Here is an 18,417-nt window from a genome sequence, read left to right as displayed (position 1 = left end):
CGCTCAGCGCAGCCACCCCGGCCTCGTTCGTCTCCGGGTGGGCCCGGGAATCAGATCTTGCGGACGACGGTGACGACCTTGCCGAGGATGACTGCGTCGTTGCCCGGGATGGGTTCGAACATCGGGTTGTGCGGCATGAGCCAGACGTCGCCGTCGACCCGCTTGAACGTCTTGACGGTGGCCTCGCCGTCGAGCATCGCGGCGACGATGTCGCCGTTGTCGGCGACGTTCTGCTGCCGGACGACCACCCAGTCGCCGTCGCAGATGGCTGCGTCGATCATCGACTGGCCGACGACCTTGAGCAGGAACAGCGAGCCCTGACCGACGAGTTCGCGCGGCAGCGGGAAGACGTCCTCGACCGATTCCTCGGCCAGGATCGGGCCACCGGCTGCGATCCGGCCGACGACGGGAACCATTGCCGCCGAAGGGATGTCGTCGGTCGACGAGCCGGCGACCACCTCGGGGGAGGACTCCGGTGCGGGGGTGGGCTCGAGACCGCGGACGTCCACGGCACGCGGACGGTTCGGATCCCGGCGCAGGAAGCCCTTCCGTTCGAGCGTGCGCAGCTGGTGCGCGACGGACGACGTGGAGTTGAGTCCGACGGCGTCGCCGATCTCGCGGATGCTCGGTGGGTACCCCCGTTCGCTGACGGAATCGCGGATGACCTCGAGCACACGACGCTGACGCTCGGTGAGGCTCGCGGTGGGATCGTCGGTCGCGGGTCCGCCCCGGCGGGCTGTGGATGTTCCGTCCGCCTTCATCGTGACCTCCGTGCGGCGAGTGTCGGATGGGTTGCAAGTTGCCTTTCGAATCTATCGAGATCCCGCGCGTATATCAAACAGATGTTCGAGATTCACCCTCCGAGGAGCTGTCGTCGGGGTGCGACTCGTGGTAGAACATTCGAACAGACTTTCGTTCGAACACATGATCGAGTGATCGAACGGGGTCGGAAGACCACGCACAGCGACACGGACGGGGTCGGAAGACCACGCACAGCGACACGGAGGATTTCCGATGAGCAGAGCGGTTCGGATCGACACGGCGGTTCCGGTGGGTACGGCGCGACAGGGCGCTGTGACCCGAACCGGTGCCTCAGTCCGGACGAGCACGGCAGGACGGACCGTCGCGGGCCCGCCCGGAGCAGGTGCACCCGGGGCGGCGGCGTATCGCATCCGGCCGATCGCAACGTCGACGCTGCACCATCGCACCCGTGTCCCGGCGCGGACGAGACCGCGCGTCGCCGCGCCTTCGCGCGAATGTGGCGCCGCGCCCTCGCGCGAACCCCTGCACCGCCGTTCGGAGATCACACCGCGCAGTCGCCGGCCTGCGGAGGGGACGAGTTGGCGGCAGATGGCCACGACGGTGCTCCTCACCGCGCTCGCGACCACGATGCTCCTCGTGCTGGCCCACGTGCGCACCGATGAGGTGATCTCGCAGAGCGCCGGCACCACGGTCACGGTCGTGCGAGAGGGGGAGAGCCTGGAGGCCTTGGCCGCTCGCAGGTGGCCCGACGCCCCGGTCGACGTCACGGTCGCGAGGATCGCCGACCTCAACTCGCTCGACGGTACGGCCGTGCAGGCCGGAAGCCGCCTCCTCGTGCCGGATTCCACCCGGGGATGAGGGTTGTCGTGGCCCTGCCCGACCCGCGATCCGCTCCCGAACCGGACAGGCGGGTATTGTCTAACACTGTCAGTCACACCACTCCGTGTGGTTGCGGCGGTGTCGGCCCACTCGCGGGTGGAGACGGTTCCGGTCGGGAGACATTGCTTCGGCGCCGACGTCGCGACCCGCACGGGCACGACGAAGGAACCGACATGTACTGCCCGTATTGCCGCCATCCCGATTCCCGGGTGGTCGATTCGCGCGAGGCAGACGAGGGTGCCGCGATCCGTCGTCGGCGGGCGTGTCCCGAATGCGGGCGCCGCTTCACCACAGTCGAGACGGCCGTGCTGTCCGTCGTCAAGCGCAGCGGCGTGACCGAGCCGTTCAGCCGCGAGAAGGTCGTGCGCGGCGTGGCCCGCGCCTGCCAGGGACGCGATGTCGACAACGATGCGCTCAACAAGCTCGCGCAGCAGGTCGAGGACGCGGTGCGAGCGAAGGGATCGCCCGAGGTCCCGAGCCACGAGGTGGGACTGGCGATCCTCGGACCCCTACGCGATCTCGACGAGGTCGCCTATCTGCGATTCGCCTCGGTCTACCGTTCCTTCAGCTCCGCAGAGGATTTCGAACGCGAGATCCAGGAACTGCGCGAGCACAAGAAGTCCCGCTCGGACGCGACCGACTGACCGTCCCGGCCGCTACCGGATCCCGTCGATCGCCTTCAGGACGCGCTTCTCCGACACCGGGATCCGCGTTCCGAGACCCTGCGCGAACAGGCTCACGCGCAGTTCCTCGATCATCCAGTAGATCTCGACCACCTCGGGCGCGGCGCGCCGCTCCTCCGGCAGTCGTGCGAGCAGCTTGTCGTAGGCGCCGTAGACGCGATCGAGCACATCCATTCCCGCGGCATCGCGATGCGCACTCGCCGGCAACGCCTCCAGGCGTTGCGCGGCCGCGGTGAGATAGCGCGGCAGGTCGGCGATCCGCCGCGACCCCAGATCGGTGACGAAGCCGGGGAACAGCAACGACTGCAGCTGTTCGCGTACGTCGTCGGCAGCCTCGCCGTTCGACCGATCGAGGAGCACACCCACCTCGTGGGCGCGGGACAGCACGGGCACAACCGCTTTCAACAGACGGGCCACGCGCCCCGGCAGGTGTGACCGCACCGTGGCCGCGAGCGCCTCGAACTCCTCGGGTGTGCGCACGGGAGTTCCGTGCGCGGCGATGAGTTCGTCCACCGCGCAGGCACGGCAGTCCTCGATCAGCGCTTCGAACGATCCGTCGGGGTTCCGCCCGAGCGCGAGCCGCTCTATGTTGGTCAGCCCCGAGGTCACGGCCTTCGCCTTCGTCGGTGCCGACGACAGAAGCAGGGCACGCAACCCCTGACGCGTCGCGTTCTGCTGGGCCTGCGGTGTGCTGAGCACGCGCACCGCGACGCCGTCCTTCTCCGCGACCAGGGCAGGGTAACCGGTGACCTTCCGGCCGCCGACCTCGCGGGTGACGGTCTCCGGCAGGTTCCCGAGGGTCTCGGCCGTCCACACCACCGCCGCGGGACGTTCGGTGCCCGCAGCGGCGCGCGAGACCTCCGCTTCGACCCGCGGAGCCAACTTCTTCCGCAGGGCCGCCAGGCTCTTGCTGCGGCCGAGCACGGTGCCGCGCTCGTCGACCGCGGCGAAGGTCATCCGCAGATGGTCGGGCAACGCACCGGTATCGAAGTCCGAGGGCTCGATCGTGCACCGGCCGAGTCGGGACAGCTCGCGGGCCATCGCATTGACGAGCGGTTCGGAGCGCGGCGTCACCGAGGCGAGGGCGGCCGCTGCGAAATCGGGAGCCGGGACGACCTGCCTCCGAAGGTGTTTCGGCAGGGTCTTGATGAGGGCCGTCACCAGCTCGGTCCGCATCCCGGGTACGAGCCAGTCGAAACCGACGGACTTGAGGTTCGCGAGCAGCGCGACGGGGACGCGGGCGGTGACGCCGTCCTCCTCCGTGCCCGGCTCGAACTGGTAGGTGAGGGGGAACTGGATCTCGCCCTGGCGCCACGCATCCGGGTAGTCGCCCTCGAGCACCGAGGCGGCGTCCTGGTTCACCACGGTGTCCGGCGTGAACGTCAGCAGGTCGGGTTGCTGCCTGCGGGTCTTCTTCCACCACGTGTCGAAGTGCCGGGCCGAGATCGCCTCCGGGCCGACCCGCTGGTCGTAGAAGTCGAACAGGGTCTCGTCGTCGACGACGATGTCGCGCCGGCGCGCACGGTGTTCGAGTTCCTCGACGTCCTCGAGCAGCGCCCGGTTGTCGTGGAAGAACTTGTGCTGCGTGCGCCATTCGCCCTGCACGAGGGCGTGGCGGATGAACAGTTCGCGCGAGACCTCCGGATCGATCCGTCCGTACGGCACGGGACGCTGGGCGATCAACGGGATGCCGTAGAGCGTGACGCGTTCGTAGGCCATCGCCGACTCGCGGCGCGTCGACCAGTGCGGCTCCGAGTAGGTGCGCTTGACCAGGTGCGGAGCGAGCTTCTCGACCCATTCGGGTTCGATGCGCGCGGCCGTCCGCGCCCACAGCCGTGAGGTCTCCACGAGTTCGGCGGCCATGACCCAGCGCGGAGGCTTCTTGAACAACGACGATCCCGGGAAGACGGCGAACCGTGCGCCGCGGGCACCGAGGAAGTCGCGCTTGTCGCCCTCGCGAAGACCGATGTGCGACAGCAGGCCTGCGAGCAGCGACTTGTGGACGTCGTCGGGATTCACGTCGCGGTGGTGTGTCTGCCAGCCCATGTCGACCGTGATCTGACGGAGCTGCCCCTGCAGGTCCTGCCACTCACGGATCCGCAGCCAGTGCAGGAACTCGTCGCGGCACAACTTGCGGAACCTGCTCGACGACAGTTCCCGCCGTTGCTCCTTCAGGTAGTCCCACAGCCGCAGGAAGGCCAGGAAGTCCGAGCCCTCGACGGCGAACCGGGCGTGCTTCTCGTCGGCGGCCTGCTGGAACTCGGTCGGGCGTTCGCGCACGTCCTGGATCGACAGGGCCGCGACGATGATGAGCACCTCGCGCAGGCATCCGTTGCGGTGGCCCTCGACGATCATCCGGGCCATGCGCGGATCGACGGGCAGCCGGGCGATCTCGCGGCCCGTCGCGGTCAGGCGCGGCGTCTCGCCCTTCTTCGCAGGTTCGAGCGCGCCGAGTTCCTCGAGCAGAGCGATGCCGTCGCGGATCGCGCGAGGATCCGGTGCCTCCACGAACGGGAACGCCTCGATGTCGCCGAGACCGAGCGCCGTCATCTGCAGCACCACCGACGCGAGATTGGTGCGCAGGATCTCGGGTTCGGTGAACTCCGGCCGGCCGTCGAAGTCGTCCTCGGAGTACAGGCGGATGCAGATGCCGTCGGCCACACGACCGCAGCGCCCGGCGCGCTGACGTGCCGAGGCCTGCGAGATCGGCTCGATCGGCAGTCGCTGCACCTTCGTCCGCACCGAGTACCGCGAGATACGTGCGGTGCCGGGGTCGACGACGTAGCGGATGCCGGGAACCGTCAGGGACGTCTCGGCGACGTTGGTGGACAACACGACCCGGCGTCCTGTGTGCGGTGCGAAGACACGGTGCTGTTCGGCCGCCGACAGGCGTCCGTAGAGCGGGAGGATCTCGGTGTTGCGGAGCTTGCGGTCGCGCAGTGCGTCGGCGGTATCGCGGATCTCGCGCTCGCCGGAGAGGAAGACCAGGATGTCGCCGTCGCCCTCGCGCTGGAGTTCCTCGACGGCCTCGCACACCGCGTCGACGGGGTCGCGGTCGACCAGCGTGTCGCCCACCTCGACGGTCAGCGGCCGGTAACGCACCTCGACGGGATAGGTGCGGCCGGAGACCTCCACGATGGGGGCAGGCGTGCCGTTCGCGTCGGCGAAGTGGCGCGCGAAACGTTCGGGGTCGATCGTCGCCGAGGTGATGATCACCTTCAGGTCGGGGCGACGCGGAAGCAGCTGCGCGAGGTAGCCGAGCAGGAAGTCGATGTTGAGGCTGCGCTCGTGCGCCTCGTCGATGATGAGCGTGTCGTACCGGCGCAGCAGGCGGTCGCGCTGGATCTCGGCGAGGAGGATGCCGTCGGTCATCAGCTTGACGAGTGTCGACTCGGTGACCTGATCGTTGAAGCGCACCGTGTATCCGACGGCGTCGCCGAGCTCGGTGTCCAGTTCCTCCGCGAGTCGCTCGGCGACGGCGCGCGCGGCGATACGGCGCGGCTGGGTGTGGCCGATCAGGCCGCGAACCCCGCGCCCGAGTTCGAGGCAGATCTTCGGGATCTGCGTCGTCTTGCCCGAACCGGTCTCACCGGCGACCACCACGACCTGGTGGTCGCGGATCGCGGCGGCGATGTCGTCCTTGCGCTGCGAGACCGGTAGGTCCTCGGGATAACGGATCTCCGGGACCGACGACGCACGGGACGCGAGCCGGGTGCGGGCGTTCTCGATCTCGGCGGCGACCTCGGTCAGCGCCTCGCCGCCCCGCGCCCGGTCGAGCCTGCGACGGAGGCGGTTCTCGTCGCGGAGGGAGACCTCGGACAGGGCAGCGCGCAGTTCGCGACGATTCGGGGCGGGGGAGATGGACATGCTGATCACACAGCCTAGCGAAACGACCCGGTCGGGGCCGGTCGGGGAGGGCAGGCAGGCCAGGTGGTCAGCCCGCCAGGGCACGCACCCGGCCGATCACTTCACCGAGGATCTCCCGGTACGGGGCGTGGACCGTGAAGTGGGTGAACCCGTAGCGCTCCCGGCTGTGCAGGATCTGCCCGGCCATCTCGTCGACCGTGCCGATCAGCACGAACGGCGAGTCGAGCAGGTCGTCGGCGCTCACGGTGTGCTCGAATCGCTCGGCGAGCGCGGCGGCGGTGCCCACCCGGTCGTCGGTCTCGNCCGCCTGGAGCAGGGTGTGCCACTCGATGTCCTCCACCCGGTCGCCGGCCCGTGCCCGCACGAACGCGACCCGGTCGTCGGCCTCGGCCGCCGTGGCGATGCGGAACGTCCCCGGTGGCCTCCCCGGGAGTTGGACGGCGCCGGCGACGCTCACGATGTCGGCATGGGCGGCGGCGACGGCGAGGATCCGGTCGCCGGTGCCTCCGACGATCAGGGGCGGACCGTAGCCGCCGAATCCGCGCCGTTGCATCGGCCGGAGTACGGGCAGGTCGAACGCTTCGCGCAGCGCTGCCTGCTCGTCGAAGCCGGACCCGGTGAACGATCGCTGCAGTTCCTGCACGGTGGATTCGAGTCTCTCGGCGCGCTCGTCGAAGCGCTCCCACTCGATCCCGGCCGCCTCGAACTCCCATCTCATGTGGCCTGCGCCGAGGCCGACCTCGAGCCGGCCGCCGGTGAGCAGATCGGTGGTCGCGATCTCGCGGGCGAGCAGTGCCGGATTCCAGAAACCGGCATTGAGCACCATCGTGCCGACCCGCAGACGCTCGGTGGCACCGGCGGCGGCGACCAGGACGGGGAACGGCGCGGGGACACCGAGATGGTCGGCCGCGTACACCGCGTCGAAACCCGCGTCCTCGACGGCGCGGCACCAGCGAACGAACGCATCGGGAGACCCGACCTCGAAGATGTTGACGGAGAAGCGGAACTCGGTCATGGCACCAGGGTGGCGGGTACGGGCCTCCGGCGCCAGAGTCGTTTCCTCCGCATACGATGACGGGTGTCGTGATCGTCGTGGACGGGAGTTGGTCGTGGGTGCGTTGTGGCACGGATTCGCCGATATGGGCGCGATCGAACGGGACGGCGCATTCGTCGTGTCGCGCGGGGAAGGCGCGTACATCTGGGACGACGCCGGCAACCGTTACCTCGATGCCACCGCCGGACTGTGGTTCACCAATGTCGGTCACGGCCGCACCGAGATCGGCGACGCGATCGCAGCGCAGGTCGCCAAGCTCGCCCACTACTCGAACTTCGGCGATCTGACCTCCGAACCCGCCGTCGAACTCGCCGAGCGTCTCGCGGGGATCGCCCCGGTTCCGGGCAGCAAGATCTTCTTCACCTCCGGTGGATCCGACTCCGTCGACTCGGCGGCCAAGCTCGCGCGGCGGTACTGGCAGGAGGTCGGGAAGCCCGGCAAGCGGCTGCTGGTCTCGCGCGAGAAGGCGTACCACGGCATGCACGTCGGCGGCACCTCGCTCGCCGGTATCCCCGTCAACGGTGAGGGCTACGGCCGCCTGTGGGAGGACACCGCGCGGGTTGCATGGGACGACGCCAAGGCGCTGCTCGAACTCATCGATTCGGTCGGTGCCGACTCCATCGCGGCCTTCTTCTGCGAACCCGTCATCGGTGCGGGCGGGGTGTACCTGCCGCCGGACGGCTATCTCGCCGAGATCCGCGACATCTGCCGCGACCACGACATCCTGTTCGTCGTCGACGAGGTGGTCACCGGCTTCGGTCGTATCGGTGGTTCGTGGTTCGCGTCGTCGCGATTCGACCTGGAGCCCGACATGGTCACCACCGCCAAGGGACTCACCTCCGGCTACCTGCCGATGGGCGCCCTGTTCGTCGCTCCGCGGGTCGCCGAACCGTTCTTCGCCGGAGGCGTGTGGTGGCGCCACGGATACACCTACGGCGGGCATGCTGCAGCCGCAGCGGCCGCCCTCGCCAACCTCGACATCATCGAGCGTGAGAATCTGCTCGCCGAGGCGGCGCGGATCGAGCGGACGCTGCACGAGAAGCTCGCTCCGCTGGCGGACCACCCGCGGGTGGCGGAGGTGCGCAGCGGCCTCGGTGCGGTGGCGGCCGTGCAGCTCACCGATCCGTCCGAGGCGCTCGGTTTCGTCAAGACCCTGCGGCAGCACGGGATCTCGGGACGCGCGGCCGGTCAGGGCGCGATGCAGATCTCCCCGTCGTTCGTGATGACCGACGAGCAGATCACCGATCTCGCCGACGGAATCGCCGCAGCACTCGGCTGATCCGTTCCTTCGGCCCGACCGGTACCTCGGCGAGGGGGAGTTCGGCGCTGCCGTCGCGTGCGGCGAGCGAACGGGCATAGCGTTCGTGCAGCACCGACCGCACCTCGTCTGGGCTGTAGTTCCGTCGTTGCCGCTCGTTGCGGGCGGCGACGGCACCGGTCGCCGCGACTCCCACGATCCCGGCGAGTCCGACGAGTTTCCACCACTTGCCACCGCGTAGCGCCATGCGGACGACCCTAGCGGCCGTCGGGGCCGTGCGGACGACCCCAGCGGCCGTCGGGGCCGTGCGGACGACCCCAGCGGCCGTCGGGCATGGCAGGCTGACGGCATGGACACTTCGTCGGCAGAGCGGTCCGCCGGCGCACGTTCACGTCTCACCCTCGACGAGGCCGTGGCGACGACCCGCACGGGGGATCTGTGGATCTTCCGCGGCGCCACCCCGGCCGACCGAGCGATCCAGACGCTGACCAACGCGCCGGTGAACCACGTGGGGATGACGGTCGCACTCGAGGACCTGCCGCCGCTGATGTGGCACGCCGAGCTCGGACGCAGCCTCCCGGACATGTGGACGGGGCGGCACCAGCGCGGCGTGCAGCTGCACGACCTGCGCAGTGCGGTGCAGGTGTGGGCCGCGCGTTACGGGCAGCGCGGTTGGTTGCGGCAGATCTCGGTGGCGGTCACCCCGGATCAGGAGGATCAGCTGCTGCGTACGATCGCGAGGCTCGACGGCACACCGTTCCCGTCGACGACGAAACTCACGGGGCGATGGTTCGCGGGCCGGCTCCCACGTCGTCGCCGGGCCGCCGTCCCGTCGGGTGGGCTCGAGAGCGCGTACTGCGCCGAGGTGGTCGGGTTGACACTGGAGGAGATGGGGTTGCTGCAGCAACGGCACCGGGGAAGCAACTGGTACGACCCCGGCCGGTTCTGGAGCGGCGATCGGCTGCCGCTCGCTCCCGGGGTGGAGTTCGGTGGCGAGATCCAGGTCGTGCTCGACGAGGACGACCTCGCTGCCGGAAATGCGGCAGGCTCGGCGTCGTAGGGCCCGGGCCGGCGTAGTCCGATAGTTGCGAAAGGTAAAGGCGATAGGTCGTTCTACACTGATAGGCGTGACCGATCAGAGCTACCAGCCCACCCTCTCGCAGCTGCGTGCCTTCGTCGCGGTGGCCACCTACCGCCACTTCGGCACGGCCGCAGCGCGACTCGAGGTCAGCCAACCCACCCTGTCGCAGGGTCTGGCGGCTCTCGAGAACGGCCTCGGCGTCCAGCTCATCGAGCGCAGCACCCGCCGTGTGCTGGTGACACCGGTGGGTGCACGCCTGCTTCCCTACGCGGAGGTGGTGCTCGACGCAGCCGACGGCTTCGTCGACGCGGCGGCAGGAGTATCCGACGGACTGTCGGGCCCGCTGCGGGTGGGGCTGATCCCCACCGTCGCGCCCTACGTCCTGCCCGAGATCCTGCCCGCACTCGACGAAGCGATGCCGGCCCTGTCGCTGCAGGTCGTCGAGGACCAGACCGCGCGGCTCCTCGACGCACTGCGCGCCGGAACCCTCGACGTCGCCGTCCTCGCACTGCCCGCCGACGTCTCGGGTGTGATCGAAGTTCCGCTGTACGACGAGGATTTCGTCCTCGTCCTGCCGACCGGACACGAACTCGCCGGGCGCACCGATCTCTCGGTCTCCGCACTCGACGACGCGCAACTGCTGCTACTCGACGAAGGCCACTGCCTGCGCGACCAGACACTCGACCTGTGCCGGTCCGTCGACGCGCGACCGGCACTCGGTGACACCCGCGCGACCTCCCTGTCCACCGTGGTGCGCTGCGTCGCAGGACGATTGGGTATCACCCTCGTCCCGGCCTCCGCGGTCGCCGTCGAAACCGCCCGGGGAGACCTCGAGGTCGCGCACTTCGCGGACCCGGCACCCGGCCGCCGCATCGGACTGGTGTTCCGCTCGTCGTCCCCGCGCGGAGTCGACTACCGCATCCTCGCCGAGACCATCCGCGGCTGCGTCCCGCCGACCTGCCGCCCCGTCTCCTGACGAAGACCCCTCAGCGCCGACCACGCCGGGGCTTCCCGGGGCGCTTCCGCGCGGACGCCCCCGCCCGGCGCGACGTCTTGGGTTCCGGCGCGCGGCGCTTCGGGGTCGAGCCCTTGCGTTCGCCACGACGCGAGGTGCCGCCCGACTCGGCTTCCGGCTCGGAATCACTGCGGCGTCCACGAGAACTGTTGGCCGTCCGCCCCCGGACGATCCCGACGAACTCGTCGACGAGATCGGTCGTCCGGTCGGTGATCCACACGAGACCCACCTGGGACGCCGGCGCGTCGACGACGGGACGGTAGGTCAGGTCGCGGCGGTGATGCAGGCGGGCGAGCGATTGCGGCGTGACGAGCACACCCACCTCCGAGGCGACGTGCGAGATCGCGTCCTCGGTGGTCGCGGGCCGTTCGAAGGCCTCCTCACCGGGGAGGGCGACCCAGTCGAGCACGTCGTCGAGCGGATGCAGCACCGTCTCGTCCGCGAGGTCGGACACCGACACCTCGTCGACCGCCGCGAACACGTGCTCCTTGGGCACGACCACGACGGAGACCTCGGTGTAGAGCGGGATGACCGACAGGCCGTCCCGCTGCAGCGGCAGGCGCAGCAGCGCGATGTCGGCGACGTCCTCGCGCAGCGGATCCGCACCTGCCGTCGGTTCGACGGGGACCAGTTCGATCGGGACGTCCGGCATCCGCTCGTTCCACACCCGCACCCACTTCGCGGGGGTGACACCCGGGACGTAGGCCAAGCGGAAGGGTTGCACGGTCGGTTCGCTCACCGAGTCAGGCTACCGCTCCCGGGACCCGCCGCCTGCGACGATCAACCCTCGACGATCTCGAACTCGTCGAACACCACTTCGCCGGCGGCATCGGACTCACCGAGATTCACCTCGCCGATCAACGCCCAGCCGTGATCCCCCTGCGGGTCGTGCAGGGTCTGACGCACCCGCCACAGTTCCGGACCCGTCTCGACGTTGAACAACAACGGCCCGCGCGCGTCGGGGCCGGTGCCGATCTCGTCGTACTCCTCGAAGTACAACTCGAGCAGGTCCTCCCAGTCCTCGGCATCGAGACCGTCGCCGAGGGCCGCGAGTTCGTCCCAGCGCCGACGCGAGGCCAGTTCGACCCGCTTGAACATCGCGTTGCGGACCATGACCTTGAACGCACGGACGTTCGCGGACAACGGGCGAGGGGAGTCGGCGCCGAACGCGATCTGCTGCTCGTCGGATTCCGCCCCGGGGTGGGTCAGCGACTCCCACTCGTCGAGCAACGACGAGTCGACCTGGCGGATCAGCTCACCGAGCCACTCGATGATGTCCTCGAGGTCCTCCGTGCGCGCGGCGTCCGGCACCGTCTGCCGCAGCGCGCGGTAGGCGTCGGCGAGATAGCGCAGGACCAATCCCTCGGAGCGGGCCAGACCGTAGTGCGAGACCAGCTCGGAGAAGGTCATGGTGCGCTCGATCATGTCGCGCACCACCGACTTCGGGGACAGCGGGAACTCCGATACCCAGGGATGCCCACCCCGGTACGTCTCGAAGGCCGGCTCGAGCAGCTCCACGAGCGGCTTGGGCCAGGTGATCTCCTCGAGCAGTTCCATCCGCTCGTCGTACTCGATGCCGTCGGCCTTCATCTGCGCGACGGCCTCACCGCGCGCGGCGTGCTGCTGCGCCATGAGCACCTGACGCGGATCGTCGAGCGTCGATTCGATGACCGACACCACATCGAGCGCGTAGGTGGGGGAGTCGACGTCGAGCAGTTCGATCGCTGCGAGCGCGAACGGCGACAGCGGCTGGTTGAGCGCGAAGTCGCGTTGCAGGTCGACGGTGAGACGGGCCCGGCGCCCGAACTCGTCCGGCTCGTCGAGCTGCTGGACCACCCCCGCCTGCAGCAGCCCCCGATACAGCGAGATCGCCTTGAGGATGTGCTTGCGCTGCGCCGGACGGGGTTCGTGGTTGTCCTCGAGCAGATGCCGCATCGCGTCGAAGCAGTTGCCCGGTCGCGCAATGACGTTGAGCAGCATCGAGTTGCTCACCGAGAACCGCGACTGCAGTGGTTCGGGCGACGCCGCGATCAGCTTGTCGAAGGTGCCCTCACCCCACGAGACGAACCCTTCGGGTGCCTTCTTGCGCTGCACCTTCCGGCGCTTCTTCGGGTCGTCCCCGGCCTTGGCGAGGGCCCGGACGTTCTCGATCTCGTGCTCGGGGGCCTGTACGACGACCGTGCCCATCGTGTCGTATCCGGCGCGACCTGCACGACCGGCGATCTGGTGGAACTCGCGGGCCTTGAGCTGCCGGGTGCGGGTGCCGTCGAACTTCGTCAGGCCCGTGAGCAACACGGTGCGGATCGGCACGTTGATGCCGACGCCGAGCGTGTCGGTGCCGCAGATGACCTTCAGCAACCCGTCCTGTGCGAGCTTCTCGATCAGGCGCCGGTATTTCGGCAGCATGCCCGCATGGTGCACGCCGATACCGTGCCGGACGAGACGCGAGAGGGTCTTGCCGAAGCCGGTGGAGAACCGGAAGTCGCCCAGCGCGGTGGCGATCGCCTCCTTCTCGGCCTTCGTGCACATGTTCACGCTGGTCAGGGCCTGGGCGCGCTCGAGGGCCGCGGCCTGGGTGAAGTGCACGACGTAGACGGGCGCCTGGTGCGTGGTGACGAGTTCCTCGATCGCTTCACCGATGGGTGCCTGCGAGTACGAGAAGGTCAGCGGGACCGGGCGTTCGGAGCCCGAGACCTCCGCCGTCGGCCGTCCGGTGCGCCGGGTCAGATCCTTCTGCAGGAAGGTCACGTCGCCGAGCGTCGCGGACATGAGCAGGAACTGTGCGTGCGGCAACTCGATGAGCGGAACCTGCCATGCCCACCCGCGGTCGGGTTCGGAGTAGAAGTGGAACTCGTCCATCACGACCTGGCCGATGTCGGAGTCCGGTCCCTCGCGCAACGCGAGATTCGCGACGATCTCGGCGGTCGCACAGATGATCGGTGCTCCGGCGTTGACCGACGCGTCGCCGGTCATCATGCCGACCTTGTCGGCGCCGAAGACGTCGCACAGGGCGAAGAACTTCTCGCTCACCAGGGCCTTGATCGGGGCGGTGTAGAAGGTGCGCTTCCCCGCGGCGAGCGCGAAGAAGTGCGCGCCGAGCGCCACCATCGACTTACCCGAGCCGGTGGGCGTGGCGAGGATGACGTTGGAGCCGGCGACGAGCTCCATGAGCGCTTCCTCCTGCGCCGGATACAGCGAGATGCCCCGATCCGTCGTCCAGGTGGTGAACGCGTCGAACAGCGCGTCGTCGTCGACGGGGTCGGGTATCAGATCGGGAAGCAGCACTTCTCCAGGCTAGTCGGAAGGAGCCGACCCACCCGCGCGGGTCGCGGCCCTGCGTGCAGTGCAGGTCGGGCCCTGCAGGCGGTGCAGGTCAGGTGGCGCTGCGCTCGTCCGAACCCATCGCGCCGAGCACCGCCATGCGGGTCTCCGGGCCGCCGCTGATCTGCGACTCACTCACACCCGACACGAGCAGTCGGCGCCAACGGTCGAGGTCGAACTCCAGGGGAGAGGTGGTCTCCAAAAAGTTCTCGACCACCCGCAGGAAACGCAGCGGGTCGTCGCGGAACGGGAAGTGGCCGGAGCCCCGGAAGATCTCGAGACGTGAACCGGGCATGGCCGAGTGCGCGAGATAGGCGTGGGCGATCGGGATGACGCTGTCGTGATCGCCCCAGATGAGCTGGACTGGGAGGTTCTCCGTCAGATAGCAGCGATCGAGCATGGTCACGACCTGACCACGCCAGTCGACCACCGCCCGCAGAGTGCGTAGATACGCCTCGTAGGCCGTGGGGTCGGGGAGGTTCCCCAGCACGCGCACCAGATCCGAGGTGTCGTGCAGCAGGGCACCGGGCCGCAGCGGCGATCCGTTGACCCGGTTCAGCACGGCACCGGCGGCGCGCAGGACCGGCATGGCCCCGGGCAGTCGCAGGACCCGCAGCGCTTCGCTGACGATCGGCACCGAGATCAGCCGCAGGGCAGGATGAACGTCCTTGGTGACCCCGCCGGACGCGACGAGCACCAGACGCTCGACCATGTGCGGGAACTGGTAGGCGAACTGCATCGCCACCCCGCCGCCGAGCGAATGACCGATCACCGTGACCGACTCGATCCCGAGGACCGACAGCAGGTCGCGCATGCCGTTCGCATAGGCGGCCACCGAGTAGTCGGCCCGCGGCTTGTCGGATCGACCGTGCCCGAGCAGGTCGGGGGCGATCACGGTGTACTTCTCCGCCAGGTGCGGGATCACGTCCTGCCAGGTCGAGGAGTCGTCACCGATGCCGTGCACGAGCAACAGTGCGGGACCGCTGCCGGCCATGCGGAACGCGCGTCGGTACCCGTGGATCGTGCGGAACACGATGCGGGGTTCGTTGTCCGGAACCGGGCGAAGCGTCCGGGCGCGCGGTGGAACCATGAGCGTCTCCTGCGACGTCGGTGATCGCGTGGTGGTAGCCGGGCTGCCCGACCCGTCGCGGGGAACCGGACACAGCTACCACTGTGGCATGTCGCCGAAGCGTACCGTCTGTATGTGACGTCGACAACGACGATTGTGACGATCATGAAACATCCGGCGAACCCGCCGTGGTGTCAACGCGGAGCGGAATCGTCCCCGTCGTCCGGGCCGAACTCGCCGAACCCGCCGTCGCCGGTTCCTCCGTCGTCCGGACCGGGGAGATCGCCGCCGGGATCGGTGCCGCGCCGGTCGTATTCGGCGAGGAACCGCTCGAACTCCGCCCCGATCTCCTCACCCGTCGGCAGACTCTCGTCGGTCGGCAGGGGAGAGGTCTGCTGTTCCTGGGCGGCGACGTAACTGTCGTACTGCCGCTCGAGCGCATGCACCACCCCGAGGACCTCGGCGTTGTCCTCGATGTGCTCGTCGATCTGCTCCCGCACCCGTGCCGCGGCCTCGCCGAGCGCCTGCAGCGGCAACTCGAGGCCCCCGACCTCGGCGACGTTCGTCAGCAGCGTCTCGGCGGCAGCCGGATAGTCGGTCTGGGCGAGATAGTGCGGCACGTGCACGGAGAAGCCCACGGACTCGTGCCCGTGCTGCCCCATCCTGTATTCGAGCAGCGACGACACCCCCGCGGGCACCTGCAGCTCACCCGACCAGCGGTGATGCCCCGCGATGAGGTCCTTGTTCGTCGAGTGCGCGGTGACCGCCAACGGCCGGGTGTGCGGGATCGCCATGGGGATCGCGTTGAGCCCGATGGTCCGCCGCACCCCGAACTGCTCGGCGAGCAACCGCACCGCGGTGATGAAACGCTCCCACTTCAGATCCGGCTCGGCACCCGCGAGCAGCAGGAACGGGGTGCCGGCCTCATCGATGAGTGCGTACAGGTTCAGTTCGGGCTCGGCGTAGTCCGAGAAGTGGTCGGCCTTGAACGTCATGAGCGGCCGACGCGACCGGTAGTCGATCAGTTCGTCGACGGCGAACGACGCGACGAGCTCGGTCTCCAGGCTCTCGCGCAGGTGCGTGGTCGCCAGGCGCACCGCGTGTCCCGCGTCGGCGAACCCTTCGAGACCGTGCACGAGGACGGGCCCCTCACCGTCCGGGGAGGTGAGCTGCGGAGCCGGGAATTCCAGCTCGTACATGCGGGACTGCTCGTCCATCTGCGAACCACTCCGATCACACTCAGTCTCGGCATCTCCGCCGGGGTCACCCGACGTGGCATGGTGGTGTTCGAGTCTAATTGACGCCACGACGACCGATTCCGGGGCGCACATCCTGCCCGACGTCGACGACCGAGGGAGGTTCGGGTGACCCGACGCGACACTCGTCCGAGGCGCCGCGCATCGGCCGCCCGGAGCGCGGTGGCGGCAGCGTGCCTGATGCTCGCATCCGCCTGCTCCCAGACCGTCTCCGGCGACCCCCGGCCCGAACCGGCGGCCCTGACGGGAACCGCGCCTGCACCTGCACCTGCACCCGCGATCGTCCGGGCACCGGGCGAACTGGTGCTTCCTCCCGAACGTTTTCCCGAACCGTACGTCGCGGTGGTCCTCCCACCGGAGGCCGTGGCGCAGGCGGCGCCCGACCTGACCGGGATCCAGCCCGGCTCGAGGGTCGATCCGGGCGGATGTCTGCCGCCCGCGCAGAATTACGACCCCGAGAGCACCGCCATGGTGGTCGGTACCGACAACGCCAGTCGCGCGACGATCAGCGTCGAGGTCACCCGGCCTGCTCCGGACTTCGCCGAGTACCGCACCTATCTGACGGAGTGCTCGCAGGTGGACGCCACCGTGCGGGGGATCACCTCGACCGTCTCGACCGTCCTGGGCGACGATCCCGCTGCGCCCGTCGACGGAGCCGGGACGCTGGCCCTGACGCGGACGGTCGACTCCGGCCGGGGATCGGGCGGCCTGACGCAGTCGATGGCCACGCGCATCGCACAGATCGAGGACGTGCGTGTGACGGTCACGTACATGTCCTTCGACGCGGCATCGCCCGACACCGACAATCTCGACCGCGTGTTCCGGGAGGCCGTCGACTTCGCCGCCCGCCCCTGACGCGGGCCGGGCGTGGCACCCTAACAGCGCCCGCCGACGGGATCGTCCGCTCGACACCCGATCACGGTGCCGGTCTCGAAGTTGTCCACAGCCGGCCGGTTCATCCCCAGAAGGCCCCGGAACGGCCCCGGGAGCCGCTTTCCGCTCGGACCGATGGGCCACGGTTCGAGCATGACAACTTCCACGCCTTCGTCGTCGCACCCACTCCGTCTCACCGATGTCGGTGACGTGATCGCCGCCCTGCCCGCCCTCATGGGCTTCCCGCCGATGCGTTCGATCGTCGTGATGTGCCTGACCCCGACCGGTGACGCTCCGACCCGCCCGAACGGCAGGGTGGCGAGCATCGGTGCGGTGATGCGACACGACCTCGTCCTGCCCCGGCCCGGGGAACCGGTCCCCGAGCTCATGCGCGCGGCGTTCCGGCGCTTCTGCGCCGTCTGTGCCCGCGAGGGCGCGGAATCTGTGGTGGCCGTTCTCGTGGACGACGATCTCGCCGACCGGCACGATCGGGTGATCACCGACGTGTGCAGACTCGTCGACGACTTCGCCGACCATCTCGACGCCGTCGGCATCGACCTGGCGGGGGTGTACGCGCTGCCGGAGATCACCGGTGGAGCGACCTGGTTCGTGCCCGGCCAGGACATCACCGGCAGCGTGGCCGATCCCGGGTCCTCGGTGGTCGCGGCGGCCCGGGTGTTCGAGGGCAGCCCGATCCGCGGCTCCCGCACCGAACTCGCCGCACTGCTCGCGCCGTATCCGCCGGCGGTGAGGCAGGAGGTCGCGCGGTGTATCGACGAGGTCGTCGAGACCCGCGACCGCGAGTACGAACGCTGTGCCCGCGAGGGCGGCGGCGAACGCGCCGACCGTCTCGAACTCGAAACCGTGCTCGCACACATCGAGACGTACGCCGGCGGAACGGATCCCAGCGCGTCCGACATCGCCGAGCTGGCCGTCCTGCTCGCCAACCGCACGGTGCGCGACGCCGCCATGGGACTCGCGACCGGACCGCTCGCACGGCCGGCGGAGCGTCTGTGGACCGAGCTCGCCCGGGCCCTGCCCGATCCCGAACGGGCCGATGCCGCCGCGCTCGTCGGCTTCGGCGCCTACGTGCGCGGCGACGGTCCGCTCGCCGGGGTCGCGCTCACAGCGGCCCTCGAATCCGATCCCCGCCACCGGCTTTCGGATCTGCTCGACCAGGCCCTGCAGGCGGGACTGCGTCCCGAGTCGATCCGTGGCCTCGCGGAGACCGGACACGAGATCGCGGCGCGGCTGGGACTCGAACTGCCGCGCGGCGACGAACCGTCCTGAACCGGAGCC

General features: G+C 69.4%; 15 protein-coding genes. 7 read left to right on the top strand and 8 right to left on the bottom strand.

The annotated features are described in order from the left end of the window. Window positions 1–50: 50 nt before the first annotated feature. Window positions 51–761 carry a transcriptional repressor LexA gene (gene lexA / locus ACLBYD_RS07080; protein ID WP_258259327.1) on the bottom strand — a complete coding sequence of 237 codons (711 nt, stop codon included), beginning with the start codon at window positions 759–761 and terminating at the stop codon, window positions 51–53. 589 nt (window positions 762–1,350) lie between these two features. On the opposite strand from lexA, the gene ACLBYD_RS07075 reads away from it, so the two are divergent. Further along, complete coding sequence (locus ACLBYD_RS07075) at window positions 1,351–1,620, top strand: LysM peptidoglycan-binding domain-containing protein (protein ID WP_447815893.1); 270 nt, start codon at window positions 1,351–1,353, stop codon at window positions 1,618–1,620. A gap of 194 nt (window positions 1,621–1,814) precedes the next feature. Continuing rightward, the gene (gene nrdR / locus ACLBYD_RS07070) at window positions 1,815–2,285 is read left to right on the top strand and encodes a transcriptional regulator NrdR (protein WP_059381265.1); all 471 of its coding nucleotides are present in this window, start codon (window positions 1,815–1,817) and stop codon (window positions 2,283–2,285) included. A gap of 12 nt (window positions 2,286–2,297) precedes the next feature. Here the strand turns inward: nrdR and hrpA are convergent, their stop codons facing one another. Together hrpA and ACLBYD_RS07060 are read right to left on the bottom strand one after the other, a co-directional pair. Next, window positions 2,298–6,191, bottom strand: a complete 3,894-nt coding sequence (gene hrpA / locus ACLBYD_RS07065; RefSeq protein ID WP_447815892.1) for an ATP-dependent RNA helicase HrpA — start codon at window positions 6,189–6,191, stop codon at window positions 2,298–2,300. 67 nt (window positions 6,192–6,258) lie between these two features. After that, window positions 6,259–7,206, bottom strand: a complete 948-nt coding sequence (locus ACLBYD_RS07060) for a TIGR03621 family F420-dependent LLM class oxidoreductase (protein ID WP_447815891.1) — start codon at window positions 7,204–7,206, stop codon at window positions 6,259–6,261. A 124-nt stretch (window positions 7,207–7,330) separates the two neighbouring features. On the opposite strand from ACLBYD_RS07060, the gene ACLBYD_RS07055 reads away from it, so the two are divergent. Continuing rightward, complete coding sequence (locus ACLBYD_RS07055) at window positions 7,331–8,524, top strand: aminotransferase family protein (protein WP_051424907.1); 1,194 nt, start codon at window positions 7,331–7,333, stop codon at window positions 8,522–8,524. Here ACLBYD_RS07055 and ACLBYD_RS07050 read toward each other — a convergent pair. Next, window positions 8,484–8,750: a hypothetical protein gene (locus tag ACLBYD_RS07050; RefSeq protein WP_088898209.1), complete on the bottom strand. Its 267-nt coding sequence runs from the start codon at window positions 8,748–8,750 to the stop codon at window positions 8,484–8,486. The two genes, ACLBYD_RS07055 and ACLBYD_RS07050, sit on opposite strands and share 41 nt — an antisense overlap. Window positions 8,751–8,852: 102 nt before the next feature. On the opposite strand from ACLBYD_RS07050, the gene ACLBYD_RS07045 reads away from it, so the two are divergent. Both ACLBYD_RS07045 and ACLBYD_RS07040 read left to right on the top strand, forming a co-directional pair. Beyond that, entirely contained in the window at window positions 8,853–9,563 is a 711-nt protein-coding gene (locus ACLBYD_RS07045; RefSeq protein ID WP_447815890.1) for a hypothetical protein, read from the top strand. 67 nt (window positions 9,564–9,630) lie between these two features. After that, on the top strand, window positions 9,631–10,560 hold the full coding sequence (locus ACLBYD_RS07040; RefSeq protein WP_064256232.1) for a hydrogen peroxide-inducible genes activator: 930 nt from the start codon (window positions 9,631–9,633) through the stop codon (window positions 10,558–10,560). A 10-nt stretch (window positions 10,561–10,570) separates the two neighbouring features. On the opposite strand, the gene ACLBYD_RS07035 is transcribed toward ACLBYD_RS07040, so the two are convergent. The 4 genes from ACLBYD_RS07035 to ACLBYD_RS07020 all read right to left on the bottom strand — a co-directional run bounded on the left by ACLBYD_RS07035 (window position 10,571) and on the right by ACLBYD_RS07020 (window position 16,206). Continuing rightward, entirely contained in the window at window positions 10,571–11,338 is a 768-nt protein-coding gene (locus tag ACLBYD_RS07035) for a LysR family substrate-binding domain-containing protein (RefSeq protein WP_447815889.1), read from the bottom strand. Window positions 11,339–11,379: 41 nt separating this feature from the next. After that, the gene (locus ACLBYD_RS07030; protein WP_447815888.1) at window positions 11,380–13,884 is read right to left on the bottom strand and encodes a DEAD/DEAH box helicase; all 2,505 of its coding nucleotides are present in this window, start codon (window positions 13,882–13,884) and stop codon (window positions 11,380–11,382) included. Window positions 13,885–13,972: 88 nt separating this feature from the next. Further along, window positions 13,973–15,010, bottom strand: coding sequence for an alpha/beta fold hydrolase (locus tag ACLBYD_RS07025; protein WP_060650917.1), 1,038 nt, complete (start codon window positions 15,008–15,010; stop codon window positions 13,973–13,975). Between the two features lie 173 nt (window positions 15,011–15,183). Beyond that, window positions 15,184–16,206, bottom strand: coding sequence for a proteasome assembly chaperone family protein (locus tag ACLBYD_RS07020; protein WP_016692723.1), 1,023 nt, complete (start codon window positions 16,204–16,206; stop codon window positions 15,184–15,186). A 147-nt stretch (window positions 16,207–16,353) separates the two neighbouring features. Here ACLBYD_RS07020 and ACLBYD_RS07015 point away from each other — a divergent pair, with 147 nt between their 5' ends. After that, a complete protein-coding gene (locus ACLBYD_RS07015; RefSeq protein ID WP_447815887.1) occupies window positions 16,354–17,100 on the top strand; it encodes a sensor domain-containing protein in 747 nt (248 codons plus the stop codon). 171 nt (window positions 17,101–17,271) lie between these two features. Next, complete coding sequence (locus ACLBYD_RS07010; RefSeq protein WP_447815886.1) at window positions 17,272–18,408, top strand: DUF4192 domain-containing protein; 1,137 nt, start codon at window positions 17,272–17,274, stop codon at window positions 18,406–18,408. The last annotated feature ends 9 nt before the right edge of the window (window positions 18,409–18,417 follow it).

This window comes from Rhodococcus sp. C26F, from assembly GCF_053345925.1.
The sequence above is the reverse complement of the archived record's forward strand: the minus strand, read 5'-3'. Positions and strand labels throughout refer to the sequence as shown.

Excerpts from the sequence above, each read along its gene's own strand:
- ACLBYD_RS07010 (WP_447815886.1), top strand. The coding sequence starts at position 17,272 with ATGACAACTTCCACGCCTTCGTCGTCGCACCCACTCCGTCTCACCGAT.
- ACLBYD_RS07055 (WP_051424907.1), top strand. The coding sequence starts at position 7,331 with ATGGGCGCGATCGAACGGGACGGCGCATTCGTCGTGTCGCGCGGGGAA.
- lexA (WP_258259327.1), bottom strand. The coding sequence starts at position 761 with ATGAAGGCGGACGGAACATCCACAGCCCGCCGGGGCGGACCCGCGACC.
- hrpA (WP_447815892.1), bottom strand. The coding sequence starts at position 6,191 with ATGTCCATCTCCCCCGCCCCGAATCGTCGCGAACTGCGCGCTGCCCTG.
- ACLBYD_RS07045 (WP_447815890.1), top strand. The coding sequence starts at position 8,853 with ATGGACACTTCGTCGGCAGAGCGGTCCGCCGGCGCACGTTCACGTCTC.
- ACLBYD_RS07075 (WP_447815893.1), top strand. The coding sequence starts at position 1,351 with ATGGCCACGACGGTGCTCCTCACCGCGCTCGCGACCACGATGCTCCTC.
- ACLBYD_RS07025 (WP_060650917.1), bottom strand. The coding sequence starts at position 15,010 with ATGGTTCCACCGCGCGCCCGGACGCTTCGCCCGGTTCCGGACAACGAA.
- ACLBYD_RS07020 (WP_016692723.1), bottom strand. The coding sequence starts at position 16,206 with ATGGACGAGCAGTCCCGCATGTACGAGCTGGAATTCCCGGCTCCGCAG.
- ACLBYD_RS07050 (WP_088898209.1), bottom strand. The coding sequence starts at position 8,750 with ATGGCGCTACGCGGTGGCAAGTGGTGGAAACTCGTCGGACTCGCCGGG.
- nrdR (WP_059381265.1), top strand. The coding sequence starts at position 1,815 with ATGTACTGCCCGTATTGCCGCCATCCCGATTCCCGGGTGGTCGATTCG.